The organism is Ammoniphilus soli, assembly GCF_040813775.1.
In genome coordinates, this window is record NZ_JBEGDL010000016.1 from 58765 (window position 1) to 76281 (window position 17517).

The 17517-nt window shown below is 50.3% G+C and carries 19 protein-coding genes and 1 riboswitch; all 19 genes read left to right on the forward strand.

The annotated features are described in order from the left end of the window. Positions 1–7 precede the first annotated feature (7 nt). Positions 8–712 (forward strand): adenosylcobinamide amidohydrolase, encoded by a 705-nt coding sequence (locus tag ABLT31_RS24765; protein ID WP_367756806.1) that lies wholly within the window; start codon positions 8–10, stop codon positions 710–712. A 5-nt stretch (positions 713–717) separates the two neighbouring features. Next, entirely contained in the window at positions 718–1680 is a 963-nt protein-coding gene (gene cbiB, locus ABLT31_RS24770) for an adenosylcobinamide-phosphate synthase CbiB (RefSeq protein WP_367756808.1), read from the forward strand. 13 nt (positions 1681–1693) lie between these two features. Continuing rightward, on the forward strand, positions 1694–2221 hold the full coding sequence (locus ABLT31_RS24775) for a histidine phosphatase family protein (RefSeq protein ID WP_367756810.1): 528 nt from the start codon (positions 1694–1696) through the stop codon (positions 2219–2221). Positions 2222–2302: 81 nt separating this feature from the next. Then, positions 2303–2501: riboswitch (cobalamin riboswitch) on the forward strand. Positions 2502–2616: 115 nt separating this feature from the next. Further along, positions 2617–2853, forward strand: coding sequence for a hypothetical protein (locus ABLT31_RS24780; protein WP_367756812.1), 237 nt, complete (start codon positions 2617–2619; stop codon positions 2851–2853). Positions 2854–2893: 40 nt separating this feature from the next. Then, positions 2894–4480: a precorrin-3B C(17)-methyltransferase gene (gene cobJ, locus ABLT31_RS24785; RefSeq protein WP_367756814.1), complete on the forward strand. Its 1587-nt coding sequence runs from the start codon at positions 2894–2896 to the stop codon at positions 4478–4480. Between the two features lie 17 nt (positions 4481–4497). Next, on the forward strand, positions 4498–5394 hold the full coding sequence (locus tag ABLT31_RS24790; protein ID WP_367756816.1) for a sirohydrochlorin chelatase: 897 nt from the start codon (positions 4498–4500) through the stop codon (positions 5392–5394). An 18-nt stretch (positions 5395–5412) separates the two neighbouring features. Continuing rightward, positions 5413–6213, forward strand: a complete 801-nt coding sequence (gene cobK / locus ABLT31_RS24795) for a precorrin-6A reductase (RefSeq protein ID WP_367756818.1) — start codon at positions 5413–5415, stop codon at positions 6211–6213. Continuing rightward, positions 6191–6841, forward strand: coding sequence for a precorrin-8X methylmutase (locus tag ABLT31_RS24800; RefSeq protein ID WP_367756820.1), 651 nt, complete (start codon positions 6191–6193; stop codon positions 6839–6841). Before cobK ends, ABLT31_RS24800 begins: the two co-directional genes overlap by 23 nt. A 6-nt stretch (positions 6842–6847) precedes the next feature. After that, positions 6848–7945, forward strand: coding sequence for a cobalt-precorrin-5B (C(1))-methyltransferase (locus ABLT31_RS24805; RefSeq protein WP_367756823.1), 1098 nt, complete (start codon positions 6848–6850; stop codon positions 7943–7945). Beyond that, on the forward strand, positions 7938–9155 hold the full coding sequence (cbiE, locus tag ABLT31_RS24810; RefSeq protein WP_367756825.1) for a precorrin-6y C5,15-methyltransferase (decarboxylating) subunit CbiE: 1218 nt from the start codon (positions 7938–7940) through the stop codon (positions 9153–9155). Before ABLT31_RS24805 ends, cbiE begins: the two co-directional genes overlap by 8 nt. Then, positions 9152–9862 carry a precorrin-2 C(20)-methyltransferase gene (cobI, locus tag ABLT31_RS24815; RefSeq protein WP_367756827.1) on the forward strand — a complete coding sequence of 237 codons (711 nt, stop codon included), beginning with the start codon at positions 9152–9154 and terminating at the stop codon, positions 9860–9862. The genes cbiE and cobI overlap by 4 nt, the downstream gene beginning before the upstream one ends. Further along, entirely contained in the window at positions 9862–10641 is a 780-nt protein-coding gene (gene cobM, locus ABLT31_RS24820; protein ID WP_367756936.1) for a precorrin-4 C(11)-methyltransferase, read from the forward strand. The genes cobI and cobM overlap by 1 nt, the downstream gene beginning before the upstream one ends. Continuing rightward, entirely contained in the window at positions 10638–11762 is a 1125-nt protein-coding gene (locus ABLT31_RS24825; RefSeq protein WP_367756829.1) for a cobalt-precorrin 5A hydrolase, read from the forward strand. Before cobM ends, ABLT31_RS24825 begins: the two co-directional genes overlap by 4 nt. Positions 11763–11788: 26 nt before the next feature. Beyond that, positions 11789–13162, forward strand: coding sequence for a cobyrinate a,c-diamide synthase (locus ABLT31_RS24830; RefSeq protein ID WP_367756831.1), 1374 nt, complete (start codon positions 11789–11791; stop codon positions 13160–13162). Then, on the forward strand, positions 13155–14678 hold the full coding sequence (locus ABLT31_RS24835; RefSeq protein ID WP_367756833.1) for a cobyric acid synthase: 1524 nt from the start codon (positions 13155–13157) through the stop codon (positions 14676–14678). The genes ABLT31_RS24830 and ABLT31_RS24835 overlap by 8 nt, the downstream gene beginning before the upstream one ends. 84 nt (positions 14679–14762) lie before the next feature. Further along, the gene (cobA, locus tag ABLT31_RS24840) at positions 14763–15533 is read left to right on the forward strand and encodes a uroporphyrinogen-III C-methyltransferase (RefSeq protein ID WP_367756835.1); all 771 of its coding nucleotides are present in this window, start codon (positions 14763–14765) and stop codon (positions 15531–15533) included. A gap of 108 nt (positions 15534–15641) precedes the next feature. Further along, on the forward strand, positions 15642–16037 hold the full coding sequence (locus ABLT31_RS24845) for a VOC family protein (protein WP_367756837.1): 396 nt from the start codon (positions 15642–15644) through the stop codon (positions 16035–16037). 13 nt (positions 16038–16050) lie between these two features. Next, positions 16051–16836: an SDR family oxidoreductase gene (locus tag ABLT31_RS24850; protein ID WP_367756839.1), complete on the forward strand. Its 786-nt coding sequence runs from the start codon at positions 16051–16053 to the stop codon at positions 16834–16836. Between the two features lie 19 nt (positions 16837–16855). Continuing rightward, on the forward strand, positions 16856–17485 hold the full coding sequence (locus ABLT31_RS24855; RefSeq protein ID WP_367756938.1) for a fumarylacetoacetate hydrolase family protein: 630 nt from the start codon (positions 16856–16858) through the stop codon (positions 17483–17485). The last annotated feature ends 32 nt before the right edge of the window (positions 17486–17517 follow it).

A 17517-nucleotide genomic window follows, 5' to 3' on the forward strand; every position in this document is an offset into this window, starting at 1 on the left:
AAAACGGATGGCACAACCCTTCCAATGGCAAGCAAACTACCGATCACAAGTTTGGCCGGACATTTCCATAGATTATAAGATAGACCATGTTTTAATCAGGTCCCGTGCCCCTCTTGCTTCATGCAGCAGCGCACTCTGGGGAGGCGGGCTTGCCCATGCCCGATACTTTTTCAATGGGTTTGTTTCCCATTCCTATCAAAGCGACGATCCGCAGGGGATGATCAAGGCAGAGCTGGCCCGCCGGGGCTATCCTCTCGGGGAAACCGTAGGATTGCTGACAGCGGCCAAGCTTGCGAATGCTTCTATCCATGAAGAAGCCGGAGACCAATTTCGGCTGGTCTGCTGCGCAACGGCAGGGACAGGAAACGCTGCGAGAGCGGGCATGGCGCGCCAAACCTTTCCTGCCTATCAATTCGGAACGATCAATATCCTGATTATGCTCGATGGCCGCCTTTCATCATCGGCGATCATCAACGGAATTATGACCGCATCGGAAGCGAAGGCGGCCGCGCTTCAGGACCTTCAGATCTGCGATGCGGAGGGAAGGATTGCGACCGGAACGACAAGCGATGCGATCGTTTTAGCGGCAAGCCAGCAAGGAAAAGCGGAGCATGAGCATCAATTTGCCGGAACAGCAACGACGGTGGGGAATGCCATTGGGAGACTGGTGTACCAATCGGTTTATGAAGCCGTTGCGACGCAAGGGAGATAAACAGGATGATTCAAGCCATGACTTTATTTTGCGCGTATCTCTTGGATCGCTTGATTGGAGATCCTCGGTTCCTGCCTCATCCTGTAGTAGGAATGGGGCGGTTGATCACCAGGCTGGAAATAGGGATCAGAGCTATTGGTTTAAAGGAAAAGCAACTGAAATGGGCGGGACTGTTATTTCCCCTGGTTCTCGTAGGAGGAAGCTTTCTTCTCGTATGGCTGTTCCTGATAGGGTTGAGCGCCATCCATCCCTGGCTGGCATGGGGAGTGGAGGTTTGGCTGATCTCGACTACGATTGCTACGAAGGGCTTGGCCGATGCAGGCATGGAGATTTTTCGGCATTTGAAGAGCGGTCAACTGGCGGAAGCCAGAAAAGCCCTTTCCATGGTCGTCGGGAGGGACACGGAGAACTTGGATGAGCCGGAAATTTCAAGAGGTGCGGTCGAAACGGTGGCCGAGAATATTGTGGACGCGATTCTTTCTCCCTTGTTTTATGCAGCCATCGGCGGTGCACCCTTAGCCATGGCTTACCGGGCAGCGAATACCTTGGATTCAATGGTTGGGTATAAGGATGAGCGATACATGAATTTAGGCTGGGCTTCAGCCCGCTTTGACGATTGGGCCAACTATATTCCGGCGCGGCTGGCTGCGGCTGTTCTCGTGGTCGCTTGCTGGATAAAAGGTCATAACGGCACGGCAAGCTGGCAGATCGTCCGGCGTGACGCAAGGCTTCATCCGAGCCCCAACAGCGGGTTCACCGAGGCTGGGATGGCTGGCGCACTAGGGATACAATTGGGGGGCTTGAATTATTATCAGGGAGTTCCGTCCCATCGGGCAAGGCTCGGCGATCCCCTGCGGCCGATCCGGGCTCAGGATATAAGAGAAACCGTACAGGTGATGAAGCTTGTATCCCTCCTGTTTCTCGCCCTGGTTATGATAGGCAGAATGGGATTCGAGAAATTCTGGTAAAGGAAAGAAGCAAATGAAACTCACCCTCTTAAGGCATGGACAGACAGACTGGAATGTACAGCGGCGAATGCAAGGGAGAAAAGATGTTCCGCTTAATTCGACGGGAATTAAGCAAATCCTGGAGATTGGTGAATTTTTTTCAACCCAACTAAACTATCGTTTTGATCGGATGATTGCAAGCCCTCTGCTTCGGACCCAGCAAACCGCGGCGCTTTGCAGCGAGATTCTGCGGCTTCCGGCCGAACTGCGCGACGAGTTTCAGGAGCGCTCCTTCGGGGATCTCGAAGGCCAGACCATCGATGAAATCCGCCAATGCTACCAGATCGAAGATGTGGAGGAAATGGCGGAAGGATGCTACGGGGTAGAGAGCCTGGATTCTTTCCGGGAACGGCTGCAGCAGGGCTTGCGCTATCTGGAGGCAGCCTATCCCAGCGACCGGATTTTGCTCATCACCCATGGCAGTGTAATCAAAGCCATCGCAGGGTTTTACGGGATAGAGACCTGCATTCTGAAAAATGGAACATATATCGAATTGAAATAAGGTGTTGAATGCCAACTGGCTTTTCTGTATGATTTAGGCATATTAAGAACTTTTGACCATATCTATAAGTTGTACAATTGAATAGCGAATGAAGAGATAGGTGCTGAATCTAGGTTCAGCTTAATAGGGAAGCTCGGTGTACAATCCGACACGGTCCCGCCACTGTGATGGACGCTAATGGAAAATTAGCGGCTTTCAGCAACAGCCACTGGAATCATAACTGGGAAGGCGCTGGAAGGAAGTCCTAAGTCAGGAGACCTGCCTATTTCTTTAACACGGTCAACCTACGAGGAATAGGAGAGTGTTAGGATGCAGTCTGCCATTTTGTCTTCTTGATGAAATGATTTTAGTAGCTATTAAAGCATCTCTAACCATTCATGGTTGGAGGTGCTTTTTTGGTTTTGCAGCTTTTTGTTGCAGGAGGTCTCGTTAGCTTTCGAAATAACAGGAGATTTTCCAGCTATTTAAGTGTTTGGCTAGAAAAAGGGCCAAATAATCGGACATATTTCCTGTTAAGCCAGGCAAAACTATCAAATTTTGCGCATTTCAAAGAAATAGCCGGGCTTTTTCCTGCTATTTTCATCGAAAGAACCCTCAAATTTCAGATAGCCGGATTTTCTCCTGTTATTTGATTGACCAACCGTATGGAAAATAAGAAAGGGTGGTACAGCCATGAAAGGGAAGCTGCTAGTCATTGGCTTTGGTCCCGGAAGCTTTGAGCATATAACCAAGAGGGCGCGGGAGGCGCTCCAGGAAAGCGATGTGATCATCGGCTACTCCACCTATGTGGAGCTGATTCAAGGACTGCTTACGGATCAAGAGGTAGTGAGCACGGGGATGACGGAAGAAGTCAGCCGTGCCCGGGAAGCGGTTCGCCAAGCCGAGACGGGAAAGAAGGTAGCGGTCATATCCAGCGGCGATGCGGGCGTCTATGGCATGGCCGGATTAATCTATGAAGTTTTAGTAGAGCAGGGCTGGAAGAAGGAGTCAGGGGTAGAAGTGGAGATTGTCCCCGGCATATCTGCCATCAATTCCTGCGCGGCGCTGTTAGGGGCTCCTATTATGCATGATGCCTGCACCATCAGCCTAAGCGATCACCTGACTCCCTGGGATCTGATCGCGAGACGGATTGAAGCGGCAGGCCAGGCAGACTTCGTGATTGCCTTATACAATCCGAGAAGCGGCAGAAGAACGAGGCAGATCGTGGAAGCGCAGAAGATTCTATTAAAATACCGATCCCCGGACACTCCGGTTGGCCTTGTCAAAAGCGCCTATCGGGATCGCCAGCATGTTATCGTCACCACGCTTGAAAGGATGCTGGACCATGACATCGGGATGCTGACGACGGTAGTGATCGGCAATACATCGACATTCCTTTATGACGGGTTGATGATTACCCCCCGCGGCTACCAGCGCAAATATACGCTCACGGCTGATGAACAGCCCTTAAAGCCGCATCAGCGCCTAAAAGCAGAGAACGAGCCCTGGGCCTTGGAACAGGAGACCTTCGAAACGCCAAAAACTCCTTTAGAGTGGGCGACTGAGGCGCTCTCCCTCATCAATCCGCCAACAGGACAGGCAAATCACCAAGCGGAACCGATATTGCAGCAAGAATCCATTTTTGAATTCGCCGTCAGCCCGGGCGTTGCCAACAAGAAATTCACGCCCCGGCAGATGATTGCCCTTGCGGAGGTTGCAGGGGAAAAGGGGAGCATTGAGTATACTCCGCATCACCAAATCATTTTGCGGATTCCCGCTGCACAGCCCGAGGAGGTTACGGAACGTTTAAGGACAGAAGGATTTATCCTAGCGCCCATCGGGGACGTGATTCAGGTAAAAGCCTGCGATTTCTGCGATGGGGAAAAGAATGAGCCGATCCCCTATGCGGAGCAGCTTCAGCAATCTTTAGGCGGAATGGAAGTGCCCAAAGAGCTCAAGATCGGGTTCAACGGTTGCGGAATGGCTTGCTATGGGGCGGTTCAGGAAGATATCGGCATCGTATTCCGGAAAGGAAAGTTTGACTTATTCCTGGGAGCGAAAACCGTAGGAAGAAACGCCCATTCCGGCATACCGGTCGCGGAAGGCATTGAGCCGGCAGAGATTGTTCCGCTAGTGGAAGAGATCGTGGCCCAGTTTAAACAAAATGGCTATCCGAACGAGCGGTTCCATAAGTTTTTTAAGCGAGTAGGAGAAGTCAAGGGATTTAGGTATCAGGAAATGCCGGCCGTCAGTATTGAACCTGCTGCTTGCGGCGATTAAACATGGGGGTGTAAGGAATGAAGGCCATTTTATTTGTCGGACACGGGAGCAAGGATGCGCAGGGAAATGAGGAAGTCAGGAAGTTTGTGGAAGGGGTTCTGCCAGAGCTGGAAGTACCGATCGCAGAAACGTGTTTCCTGGAGTTTGAGCAGCCGACTGTCATGCAGGGGTTGGAAGCCTGCGTCAAGCGAGGGGCCAGCGAGGTGGCAGTGATCCCGATGATGCTTTTTGCCGCTGGACATGCCAAGATCCATATTCCGGCAGCCATCGATGAAATCAAGGAACGTTTCCCTGGAGTGAAATTTACGTATGGGCGCCCGATCGGCATTCATGAAGAGGTGTTGAGCATCTTAGCCTCCCGGATGAAGGAGTGCGGATTCGATCCGCTGCAGGAAGATCCAGATATTGCGGTTCTGCTTGTCGGCAGGGGAAGCAGTGATCCCGATGCGAACAGCGACCTTTTCAAGATGGCTCGCCTGTTCTGGGAAAGAGGCAAAGCCAACTGGGTAGAACCGGCCTTTATGGGGGTAACTGCGCCTTTAGTGGATGAAGGGGTGGAACGATGCATCCGCTTGGGGGCAAAGCACGTCATTGTCTTGCCCTACTTCCTGTTTACCGGGGTATTGATCAAGCGCATGGAAGCGATGGTACAGCAGTACAGAGACCAATACCCAGATACCCGATTTACGCTTGCTCCCTATTTCGGATTCCATCCTCAGTTGAAAGAGGTCTTTAAGGATCGGGCGATTGAAGCGCTGGGCGGAGAAGTGAAAATGAACTGCGATACGTGTCAGTACCGAATCGCAGCGATGGAACATATCGATCACCATCATCATCACGACCATGATCATGGGCACCACCATCATCACCACGATCACGATCATCATCACCATGACACGGTACCAGTGAAGTAAGGGAAAGGAGGGAATAACGTGATTCTAGTATTGGCCGGAACAAGCGATGCCAGGGAATTGGCCCTAAAAATCAAGGCGGAAGGATTCCCGCTAATGGCGACAGTTGTCACCGAAAATGCGGCAAAAGCAATGGAAGAGGCGCAAATCCCAGTCCGTGTAGGAAGGTTAACAGATTCCGAGATCACCGAGCTCATCCAGAAGCAAGGATTTCAAGCTGTCGTCGATGCAAGTCATCCTTACGCAGAGGAGGCTTCTAAAAATGCCATGGCTGGGGCTCAAACTGTCGGAGTGCCGTATATCCGCTATGAAAGGGAAAATTTGGCCTACCCGAAGCATGAGCTGGTCACGGTCGTCGAGGATTATGTCCAAGCGGCAGAGCTTGCGGCAAAAAAGGGCGGCAACATCATGCTGACCACAGGCAGCAAGACCTTAAAAACATTTGCTGATCGCCTCTTAGGTTTACCGGGAACCAATCTAATTGCCCGGATGCTTCCGCGAAAAGACAATATGGAAAAATGCGAGGAGCTGGGCGTTGAGCAAAAAAATATTATCGCCATGCAAGGGCCTTTTACGAAGGACTTGAATAAAGCGCTGTACAGCCAATATCAGGTGACGCTCATGATAACCAAAGAAAGCGGAAAAGTGGGAGCAGTGGACGAAAAGGTGGAAGCGGCATTGGAAATGGAAATTGAGACGATCATTATCGCTCGTCCCCAAATTCAATACGGTACCAAGTTTTCCGACTTTGACGGTGTATTGTCGCAACTCAACCAAACCTTGAAAGGAGATCAGGCACATGGAATTTCATACGGAGTTTAAACCCCTAACGGTACAGCCCCAGGAAATTGAAGAAAAAAGCTTTCAGATCATTACGGAGGAATTGGGCGAGCATCCCTTTACCGAAGAGCAATATCCAGTGGTCCAGCGCGTTATTCATGCTTCTGCGGATTTCGACCTGGGACGAAGCCTCGTGTTTCATCCGCGAGCAGTTCAAGCCGGAATAGAAGCGATCCGCAGTGGCAAAATCGTTGTGGCTGACGTGCAAATGGTCCAAGTGGGAATCAGCAAGGGGCGGATCGAAAAATACGGCGGGGAAGTAAAGGTGTTCATTTCCGATCGGGATGTGATGGAGGAAGCGAAACGATTGAATACAACGCGCGCCATCATCTCAATCCGCAAAGCCATTAAAGAGGCAGAAGGCGGGATCTTTGCGATCGGAAACGCACCGACGGCTTTGCTGGAACTCATCCGCCTGGTCAAGGAAGGAGAGGCCAAGCCGGGACTGGTCATCGGCATGCCCGTCGGTTTCGTATCGGCAGCGGAGTCGAAGGAGGAATTGGCTAAGCTGGACATTCCCTTTATCACGAATATGGGCCGAAAGGGAGGAAGTCCTGTAACGGTTGCAGCTCTCAATGCCATATCATTAATGGCTGAACGGTTGGGGTAGAGGAGTATGGAGGAAAAAGAGCCGAAATCCCTGCGGCATGGTTATACGACGGGTGCTTGCGCGACAGCCGCGGCAAAAGCGGCACTTATAGCTCTCATCCGACAGGAAACCCCGTGCGAGACCACGATTTCCCTGCCGGTGGGACAGGAGGTCACATTTACCATCGAGAGAAGTGAATATAGCGCGGAAACGGCGATGGCCGGGGTAATTAAAGACGCAGGAGATGATCCCGATGCGACGCATGGGGCGCTCATCCTCGCTGAGGTTTGCTGGAACAAGGAGATGGGCGTAGAGCTTGACGGGGGAATCGGGGTAGGCCGGGTGACGAAGCCTGGATTGCCTGTTGCAGTCGGAGAAGCGGCGATCAATCCGGTACCCCGCATGATGATTCGGGAGACGCTTCAAGGGGTTTTGGAGGATTATGATTTAACTCGTCGGGGGGTAAAGGTGGTCATTTCTGTTCCCGACGGAGAAGAAATCGCAAAGAAGACGTTAAATGGACGCCTCGGCATTATCGGGGGAATCTCGATCCTCGGAACCCGCGGCATTGTCGTTCCCTTTTCGACCTCCGCCTATAAGGCGAGCATTGTCCAGGCGATTAACGTCGCGGTACAAAACGGCTGTGAGCATTTGGTGCTCTCGACCGGAGGCCGAAGCGAAAAATACGCCATGGAACTTTACCCAGGGCTCGCGGAGGAGGCCTTTATCGAAATGGGGGACTTTGTCGGCTTTTCCTTGCAGCAATGCAAACGGAAAAACGCAAAAAAGGTCACGCTGGTGGGGATGATGGGCAAGTTTTCGAAGGTGGCCCAAGGGGTGATGATGGTCCATTCCAAGAGCGCTCCCGTGGATTTCGGCTTTTTAGCCCAAGTGGCTCGAGAGTCTGGCGTTCCGGATGAGCTTGTTGCCGAAATCGCGGGTGCCAATACCGCTTCACAGGTAGGGGACCTGATGCGAGAAAGTGGTTACGAATCTTTTTTTCACACCCTCAGCGAATACTGCTGCCGTTCCGGATTGCAAGAAGTAAGGGGCGGAATGGAAATGGAAACCGTACTGACGACCTTGAAAGGTGAGCTGCTAGGAAGGATGAGTCTACATGGATAATCGAATGAAAGTCATTGGAATCGGCGATAACGGCAAGGAAAGTCTTCTCCCTATCTATTTGAACTGGATTAAGGAAAGTGAAATTCTGGTTGGCGGGGAGCGGCAGCTGGATTTTTTTCCGGAATATACAGGGGAGAAGATCGTCATTAAGGGGGGCCTAACGGCCTTAGCGGATCGACTCCAATCGGAAACCAGGCGAACCGTGGTCCTCGCCTCCGGAGACCCTTTATTTTATGGGATCGGAGGATATTTGTCCAAAAAATGCAACGCAGATATCTTTCCGAATGCCAGCTCCATCCAGCTCGCCTTTTCAAGAATAGGTGAGTCCTGGCAGGATGCTTACGTGACCAGCGTGCACGGAAGAAGCATCAAAGGGCTGGCCCAGCGCATAGATGGGAAAGCCAAAGTGGCTCTGTTAACGGATCAGGAAAATAGTCCCCCGGAGATTGCTAAATATCTGATTTCTTTTGGGATGGTAGAATATCAAGCATTTGTCGGTGAAAATCTGGGCGGTCAGCAGGAAAAAGCAGGCTGGTATTCCCTTGAGGAAATGTTGGATCGGTCGTTTTCCGAACTAAATGTCGTAATTCTCATCAAGAAGGGAAAATCACCCGCTTGGTCCCTCGGGATACCGGATGGAGAGTTTGCCCAACGAAAGCCTGATAAGGGATTGATTACGAAAAAAGAAGTGCGCGTGTTGAGTTTAGCCCAGCTGAACCTTCATTCCGCCAGCGTGGTTTGGGATATTGGGACATGCACGGGTTCCGTAGCGATTGAAGCGGCAAAGATCGCCAGAGAAGGCGCTGTATTTGCCATTGAGAAGAATGAAGGAGATCTGGAAAATTGCCGCCAAAATATGAGCAAGTTCCGGGCGGATCTCACGGTAATCCATGGCAAAGCACCAGAGGGGCTGGATCAGTTTCCCGATCCCGATGCCGTTTTTCTCGGGGGAACCGGTGGGGAAATGGAAGAGCTCTTGCATATTTGCTGCACGCGTTTGAAGCCGAACGGAAGAATCGTGCTGAACGCAGCAACGATCGAAAATCTTTATGATGCGATGCAAGCTTTTGGGCGAGAAGGGATGGATACGGATGTCATTCTGGCACAAGTATCCCGAAGCAAGCCGATCTTGAACATGACCCGCTTTGAAGGTCTCAATCCGATTTACATCATCACGGCTCAGCGCAAAAAAGGAGGACTCATCGAATGAGTAGAATAGGCACGCTATATGGTTTAGGTGTAGGGCCAGGGGATCCGGAATTAATCACGGTAAAGGCTTTTCGACTTTTAAAGGAGTCGCCGGTTATCGCTTACCCGAAGAAGCGAATGGGGAGCAAAAGCTATGCTCATCGCATCATGGAAATGTATGTAAACCCCAATGAAAAAGAGATGCTGGGTCTCGTCTTTCCGATGACGAAAGATAAGGAGATTTTGGAACGGGAATGGACAAACACGGTCCACCTGGTGTGGGAGCATTTGCGCCAAGGGAAAGATGTGGCCTTTGTCACCGAAGGGGATCCCATGTTTTATAGCACCTTTATCCATATGATGAGGCTCATGAACGAACTTTATCCGGAAGTGGAAGTCAAATCGGTGCCGGGCATCTCTTCTTTTCTCGGTGCAGCCTCGCAGTTAGGCCTACCGCTTGCAGACGGGGATGAGCAAATTGGGATCATTCCAGCCACAGAAGATATGGAGGCCATGCGAAAAGCGCTTCTTGACCACGATTGCGTCATCTTCATCAAAGTGGCGAAGGTGCTGGACAGCATTCTCATGGTCTTGCGTGATTTGAACTTAACGGATAAAGCTTCGGTCGTGACAAAGGTGACCTCTTCCGAAGAAATGATATGGAGAGATGTCCGGGAGCTAGAGCGGGCGGAGCTGGAATACCTAACTTTAATGGTGGTGAGAAAATGATGAAATTATATATTGTTGGGGCTGGCCCAGGGGATCCGGATCTGATTACGGTCAAAGGCTTGAAGCTGCTGCAGCAGGCAGACGTAGTGATGTACACCGATTCCTTAGTCAATGAAGAGCTGGTAGCTAAGGCAAAAGACGGAGCGGAGATTCTGAAAAGCTCAGGGATGGCCCTAGAGGAAATGGTTGAAACCATCGTCGACCGCCTTAAACAAGGCAAAACCGTCGTTCGTCTGCACACGGGAGACCCTGCGGTATACGGAGCCACGATGGAGCAGGTCGCTTTGCTTAAAAAGCATGGCGTGGGCTATGAGATTGTACCGGGAGTAAGCTCGGTGTTTGCGTCCGCCGCGGCTGTGGGGGCGGAACTGACGATTCCGGATTTGACCCAGACGCTTATCCTTACCCGAGCCGAAGGAAGAACGCCGGTACCGGATAGGGAAAAGCTGCAGGATTTGGCTTCCCATCATTGCACGCTGGCGCTTTTCTTAAGTGCCACCTTGACCAAGAAGGTAGTGAAGGAATTGGTTGCAGCAGGATGGAGCGAGGATACGCCAGTAGCTGTCGTCCAGCGGGCCACCTGGCCGGATCAGGTGATCGTGAGAACGACTCTTCGGAATTTGGATGAAGACATGCGAGCCAACGGAATTCGCTCGCATGCGATGATCTTAGCCGGCTGGGCGCTGGATCCCGATATCCATGAGAAAGACGAATACCGTTCCAAGCTGTATGATAAAGAATTTACCCATGGATTCCGCAAAGGTGTGAAGAACGCATGATTTCATTAAAAGAAGGCGAAATCCCATCCATCCGCCAGCAAGGGGACTATGCGATCATTGCCATTACCAAGCATGGAGTGGAACTGGCCAGAAACCTGAGCCAAAAGTTTTCCCATGCAGATCTTTATTATATGGAGAAATTTGCCCGCGGGGATGAAGCAACTCGTGCCATCCAGATGTTTAACGGCAGCGTCCGGCTGCTTTTTCCTGCGCTCTGGCCTGCCTATAAGGGACTCATCATCATTATTTCCTTAGGTGCAGTGATCCGCATGATTGCCCCTCTTCTCCAGGATAAAAAGACGGATCCTGGGGTAGTGGTCATCGATGATAAAGGAGAAAACGTGATTAGCGTTCTTTCCGGACATCTGGGAGGAGCCAATGAGCTCGCCCGTGAAGTGGCGGCGGCGATGGGGGCCAGACCGATTATTACAACCGCTTCTGATGTACAGAAAACGATCCCTGTTGACTTGTTTGGCCGTCGCTTCGGCTGGGAGTGGGATTCGGCAGAGAAGCTGACGCCAGTGAGCGCTTCGGTCGTGAATGAAGAACACGTGGCGATCGTACAGGAGTCAGGAGAAAGCCAGTGGTGGATGCATGATACCCCCATGCCAAGCCATATCCGGTTATATCCTTCAATAAATGAAGCCTTGGCAGCGCAGCCTCAGGCGGCGCTAGTGGTGACTCACCGCTTGCTCGATCGGGAAGAGGAAGCCATTTTGGATAATGGAGTGCTTTACCGTCCGAAGGTTCTAGTACTGGGAATGGGCTGCAATCGGGGCACGTCAGCGGAAGAGATTGAGGGAGTCATAAAGGAAACGCTAGATGACCTGCAGTTTTCAATTCGAAGTGTAAAAGCGATTTGCTCCATTGATTTAAAAAAGGATGAAGAAGGGTTGATCGCTGTCACTCAAAAATATGGCTGGGATTTTGTAACGTATTCCCCTAAACAGTTAAACGAAGTTTTCATAGAAGATCCATCGGATACCGTCTTTAAATACACGGGCGCTTATGGGGTAAGCGAACCTGCTGCCAAGCTGTATAGCGGTGCCGATCCGCTCGTATTGAATAAGAAAAAGTCCGGTAACGTCACCATCTCAGTAGGAATCATGTCGTTTGCATAAAGAGAAGAAGAGGCGGAGGGGTTTGCATGACACAGAGAAGAATCGTGATCGCTGGGACAGGGAGCGGTGCCGGAAAAACAACCTTAACCATTGGGCTCATGGCGGCTTTGCAGAGGAAAGGCTATAAGGTTCAAGGATTTAAGTGCGGGCCGGACTATATTGACCCGACCTACCATACAGCTGTCACGGGCAGAGCTTCGCGCAATCTGGACAGTTGGATGCTAAGGGAGGATATGGTAAAGGAAATCTTTCAGAGAGGCAGCCATGGGGCCGATATTTCGATTATCGAGGGTGTCATGGGCTTCTATGACGGCAAGGAAGCAACCAGCAATAAAGGGAGTACAGCTGAAATCAGTGCTTTGCTGCAGAGCCCTGTTATCTTGGTGGTGAACTGCCAGAGCATGGCTCGCAGTGTGGCTGCTGTAGTCAAAGGATTTCAATGCTTTAGCGAACAATCCCGAATCGCTGGAGTCATTGCAAATAAAGTCGGAAGTGAAGGACATTTCCGGATTGTTAAAGCTGCGATTGAGCAGGAGTGCGGCATTCCTGTCCTAGGATATTTAATGAGAGAAGAGGAAGTGGAAATTCCGGAACGCCATCTGGGATTAGTGCCCTCGATTGAGCGGGGAGAGCTGGAGCCTTTATTTCAGAGACTGGCAGACCTGGTTTCCGCAACGGTTGACCTGGATGAGATCCTGAACATAGCGGAATCTGTACCATTGGTGGAAGCAGAGACAAAGTTTTTTTCTAAAAAGCCCGAACCTTGCGTCACTATTGCCATTGCGAAAGATTCAGCCTTTCACTTTTACTATCCGGAAAATATCGAACTGCTGGAGTTGTACGGAGCCAAGTGCTTATTCTTTTCTCCACTAGCTGGAGAGGGCGTACCGGAGGAAGCGGATGGTTTGTATATCGGGGGAGGATTCCCCGAGGAATTTGCCGAGCAGCTTTCTTCAAATGCGGAAGTACTGGAATCTTTTCGTACAGCCATCAAGAGGGGGCTGCCTACCCTGGCGGAGTGCGGGGGATTCATGTTTTTAACTCGACAAATCAAGACCACGGACAACCGGGCATACCCTATGGTTGGCATAATTCCGGGCAGCGTAACCATGCAAAAGCGCTTAGCAGCTTTGGGCTATCGCGAGGTAACGGGGACTGAAGGCAACTTCTTGCTGGGGGATGGAGATCATGTGAAAGGACATGAATTTCATTATTCCACGTTTGCTGCAGACGCGGAATTAACCCATGCATACCAAACCAAAGGATTACGCGGAACGAAAACCGAAGGGGTTGTTCAAGGAAATTTAGTTGCAGGCTACACTCATCTGCACTTTGCTTCAAATCCTGAGATGGTGAAGCGTTGGATCGATAAATGCTTGGAGGTAAAAGTCCATGGCTAGAGCTTTGCCCCTAATGATTCAAGGAACAAGCTCCGATGCGGGGAAAAGTGTTCTGGTTACGGCCCTTTGCAAGATTTTTGCGCAAGACGGATGGGCTACGGCACCTTTCAAGTCGCAGAATATGGCCTTAAATTCCTATATTACCGTAGACGGAAAGGAAATTGGCCGTGCCCAGGGCGTTCAGGCAGAAGCCGCAGGAGTGCTTGCCACGACGGACATGAATCCAATACTGATCAAGCCCACGAGGGAAAACGAGTCGCAGATTGTTGTTCATGGTAAGCCCTACCAAAACATGAAGGCCAAAGCCTATCGCAGTGAGTTTTTTCCGATCGGCATCAAGCTGATTGAGGAAGCCTATCATCGCTTGGCTGCAAACTATGATAGAATCGTGATTGAAGGAGCTGGAAGTCCCGCGGAAATTAATTTGAATGACCGGGAAATGGTGAATATGCGAATTGCCAGAATGACCAATTCACCCGTGATCCTAGTCGCCGATATTGAACGCGGCGGAGTCTTTGCCAGCTTAGTGGGCACCTTGCAGCTGCTGGAACCGGAGGATCGGGAGCGGGTGATCGGTGTCATTATCAACAAGTTTCGCGGAGATGTTACCCTGCTGAAATCCGGTCTGGATTGGTTCGAGCAATATGCGGGAAAGCCAGTACTTGGCGTGATCCCGTATATCAAGGATCTGTATATTGATGCCGAGGACTCCCTCATTTTGCAGCAATACCGCACACATTATCAGGAAAGAAAAGAGCTCGATATCGCTGTTGTCCAATACCCGAGGATATCCAATTTCACAGATATGGACCCCTTCTCGGTAGAAACGGATTGCCAGCTTCGTTTCATTACCCGAAAGGAAGAATTGGGTGAACCGGATTTGATTATCCTGCCGGGGAGCAAAAACACAATAGAGGATCTGCTTTATTTAAGGGAAAAGGGCTTAGATGAAAAGATTCTCGATTTCCAACGCAAAGGGAAGTCCATCGTCATGGGAATCTGCGGGGGATATCAGATGCTGGGCCAAAAAATACGCGATCCGTATGCTGTGGAATCTCCTTGCGGGGAGATAGAGGGGTTAGGATTACTGCCCATTGTGACGACCCTGGAAAAGGATAAAGTGACTACCTGTTCGGCAGGTACCGCTTATTTTGCCGGAAGAGCATATCAGGTTGAAGGCTATGAGATTCATATGGGACAATCTGAACGCATCGGATCCGTTTCCCCTTTTATTCAAATGGACATTCGAGAAGAAGGAAGCTGCAATGAAGAACAAGATGTGATTGGCACGTATTTTCATGGCATTTTTCATAACGATTCCTTTCGGCATGCATTGCTGGATGGATTGCGGATCAGAAAAGGGCTGGCACCCCTGGAGGAACGGGCTTTTTTCCAGCAGCTTCGGGAGGAAGGCTTCGTGCGGCTGGCCGATCATGTCCGAAGTCATCTGAACATGGACCGTATTATAGAAATGATGATAAATTTCCAATGCCAGAATCGCGAGACTAGGGTATGATAAGATAAATAAAGGAGCGGGAGAAATCAACATTCTCTTCTGACAATGGTTTTCTTAGACTAGACTGGAAAGGGAAGAGAGCATATGAAAGGTAAAGTATACTTAGTGGGGGCAGGACCAGGAGATCCCAAGCTGATTACGGTTAAAGGTTTGGAATGCATCCAAGCGGCCGATGTCATCATCTATGACCGATTGGCTAACCCGCTGCTCCTTGAACATAGGAAAGAAGAAGCAGAACTGATCTATTGCGGAAAGCTGCCCCATCATCATACGTTGCGCCAGGAAGCGATTAACCAGCTGCTTGTGGAAAAGGCCCTCGAGGGAAAGATCGTTACCCGGCTGAAAGGCGGAGATCCCTGCGTCTTCGGCCGTGTGGGAGAAGAAGCAGAGGAATTGGCAAACAACGGGATTGAGTTCGAGATCGTTCCAGGTGTTACGTCGGGGATTGCGGTTCCTGCCTATGCAGGAATTCCTGTAACCCATCGGGACTATGGGTCCACCTTTGCCATGGTCACGGGTCATTTGGGTCAGGATAAAGATGATTCCGAGGAAAGATGGATGTCCTTAGCCCAAGGCATCGATACGATCTCCTTCTATATGGGTGTGGCTAATCTTCCGCATATCTGCAGTCAGCTAATCAAGTACGGTCGCCGACCAGACACCCCTGTCGCGGTCATTGCCTGGGGAACCATGCCTCAGCAGACAACCGTCATTGGCACCCTAAGCACCATCCAAGAAATCGTGGAAGCAAGCGAAATTTCAAACCCTGCTATAATCCTGGTTGGGGAAGTGGTCAAGCTGAGGGAGAAAATAAAGTGGTTTCAGGAAAATCGTGAATCCGTACCAACCAACTAGGGCTGTCCTCACTATGTAGAGGCAGTCCTTTCCTCTTTTATGATGGGACATGACCATTGGGAATTTGGTATAATGTGTTAGAAAATGGAACGAAGGAGTTGGGGATTCATGAAGATAAAAATTGAGCACGTGGCACTGATTGTCAGCGATATGGATGCATCGATCGAATTCTATTCGACCTTATTCGGATTTGAGCTGAGGACCAGGGGGCAGAGCCCGACCCGCGAAATGGCCTTCCTGTTTAATAGAAATCAGCCAGGGATGGAGATTGAACTTATTCGGGACCTTGATCCGACCCAGCATACGTATTCTGATAAGGGGATCGTCAATCATTTAGCTTTCACTGTTGATAATATGGAGGAAGCGATTTCGCATTATCGAGCAAAGGGAGTTCAATTTCAGACCGAACAGCCGAATACATCGATTGATGGTGGCAAGAACATCTTTTTTTACGGACCAAATCGAGAGCTATTACAGTTGGTTCAACCAGCAAGTTTATTATAAGGAGTAAATTAATATGAACTTTCATTTGGAAAACAAGGTAGCCTTAGTTGTTGCGTCAAGTCAGGGCCTAGGAAAAGCGATGGCTATCGAGCTTTTGAAAGAAGGAGCTCGCGTGATGCTGAGCGGAAGAGACGAAGAAAAGCTGCAACAGGTGCAGCAGGATCTGCAGCGATTGGGAACGGGATCGGTTGCGTACTGCCGTGCTGATATCACCAAGCTGGAGGATGTGCAGCAGTTAGTTCAAGCGACTCGCGATACATATGGAAAAATAGATATCTTGATTAACAATGCAGGGGGACCTCCTGGGGGCAGCTTTGAACAGCTATCGGATGATCAGTGGCAGCAAGCCTTTGAGCTTAACCTCCTGAGCTATATCCGCATGATCCGCGAGGTTCTGCCTGATTTGAAGCAGAGCGGCGGAAGAATTATCAATATTGCTTCTTCTTCTATTAAGCAGCCGATTCCTGGCTTAATCTTATCCAATACGTTCCGCACAGGTATCGTTGGTTTGACAAAAACATTAGCTGAGGAGTTAGCACCCTACAAGATTCTAATCCACACGGTGGCCCCCGGTCGCATCGCGACAGATCGCGTCGCTCATTTAGACCAGATCAACGCAGAGAAGTTCGGGATTCCTTATGAGGATGTCGTGGCAAAGGCAAAGGCGCAGATTCCGCTAGGCCGCTATGGTGAACCGGAGGAATTTGCCAAAGTTGTCGCGTTTCTAGTTTCTGATGCTTGTACGTATATGACGGGAGGATCCTTCCTGGTTGACGGCGGCATGGTGAAATCTATATAAAAGCGGGAGAGGACATGTGATGGAAAACATCCGCAATATTTACTGCGTGGGGCGCAATTACGCGTTACATGCCAAAGAATTGAATAACGAGGTACCTGACTCTCCGTTCCTATTTTCAAAACCGACTTATGCCTTAGTGAAGGCGGATGGACGGAATATTCCTCTCCCGGGTGATCGGGGAGGAGTGCATTACGAGGTAGAGCTGGTGATCCATATTGCCAAAGATTACGAAAAGGGCATGAAAGTGGACGAGCTAGTCGACTCGATGGCGCTAGGGATCGACTTTACTTTAAGGGATGTGCAAAGCGAGCTCAAGAAAAAAGGGTATCCGTGGCTCCTAGCCAAAGGCTTCCCCAACTCCGCTCCCATTACTACCTTTATTCCGTTTCCAGGGGTAGAAGAGTGCAAAAACAAGAATTTCTCCTTGATTAAGAATGGGGAACAAGGGCAGTGCGGTAACATAAAGAATATGCTGTTTGACATGCAGGCCCTTGTCGATTTTACTGCGCTGCATTTTGGACTAGGCAAAGGTGATATCATTTTTACAGGCACACCGGAAGGCGTCGGCCCGATCAGCCATGGCGATCACTTGTCGCTGGCATGGGGAGAAGATGTGCTTGGTGAATGTACTATAGTATTAGAAGGATAAAAAAAGGCTTCGCCCAGGTCAAGGAATGCGAC

Excerpts from the sequence above, each read along its gene's own strand:
- ABLT31_RS24765 (WP_367756806.1), top strand. The coding sequence starts at position 8 with ATGGCACAACCCTTCCAATGGCAAGCAAACTACCGATCACAAGTTTGG.
- cbiB (WP_367756808.1), top strand. The coding sequence starts at position 718 with ATGATTCAAGCCATGACTTTATTTTGCGCGTATCTCTTGGATCGCTTG.
- ABLT31_RS24775 (WP_367756810.1), top strand. The coding sequence starts at position 1,694 with ATGAAACTCACCCTCTTAAGGCATGGACAGACAGACTGGAATGTACAG.
- cobJ (WP_367756814.1), top strand. The coding sequence starts at position 2,894 with ATGAAAGGGAAGCTGCTAGTCATTGGCTTTGGTCCCGGAAGCTTTGAG.
- ABLT31_RS24790 (WP_367756816.1), top strand. The coding sequence starts at position 4,498 with ATGAAGGCCATTTTATTTGTCGGACACGGGAGCAAGGATGCGCAGGGA.
- ABLT31_RS24800 (WP_367756820.1), top strand. The coding sequence starts at position 6,191 with ATGGAATTTCATACGGAGTTTAAACCCCTAACGGTACAGCCCCAGGAA.
- ABLT31_RS24805 (WP_367756823.1), top strand. The coding sequence starts at position 6,848 with ATGGAGGAAAAAGAGCCGAAATCCCTGCGGCATGGTTATACGACGGGT.
- cbiE (WP_367756825.1), top strand. The coding sequence starts at position 7,938 with ATGGATAATCGAATGAAAGTCATTGGAATCGGCGATAACGGCAAGGAA.
- cobI (WP_367756827.1), top strand. The coding sequence starts at position 9,152 with ATGAGTAGAATAGGCACGCTATATGGTTTAGGTGTAGGGCCAGGGGAT.
- cobM (WP_367756936.1), top strand. The coding sequence starts at position 9,862 with ATGAAATTATATATTGTTGGGGCTGGCCCAGGGGATCCGGATCTGATT.
- ABLT31_RS24825 (WP_367756829.1), top strand. The coding sequence starts at position 10,638 with ATGATTTCATTAAAAGAAGGCGAAATCCCATCCATCCGCCAGCAAGGG.
- ABLT31_RS24830 (WP_367756831.1), top strand. The coding sequence starts at position 11,789 with ATGACACAGAGAAGAATCGTGATCGCTGGGACAGGGAGCGGTGCCGGA.
- ABLT31_RS24835 (WP_367756833.1), top strand. The coding sequence starts at position 13,155 with ATGGCTAGAGCTTTGCCCCTAATGATTCAAGGAACAAGCTCCGATGCG.
- cobA (WP_367756835.1), top strand. The coding sequence starts at position 14,763 with ATGAAAGGTAAAGTATACTTAGTGGGGGCAGGACCAGGAGATCCCAAG.
- ABLT31_RS24845 (WP_367756837.1), top strand. The coding sequence starts at position 15,642 with ATGAAGATAAAAATTGAGCACGTGGCACTGATTGTCAGCGATATGGAT.
- ABLT31_RS24850 (WP_367756839.1), top strand. The coding sequence starts at position 16,051 with ATGAACTTTCATTTGGAAAACAAGGTAGCCTTAGTTGTTGCGTCAAGT.
- ABLT31_RS24855 (WP_367756938.1), top strand. The coding sequence starts at position 16,856 with ATGGAAAACATCCGCAATATTTACTGCGTGGGGCGCAATTACGCGTTA.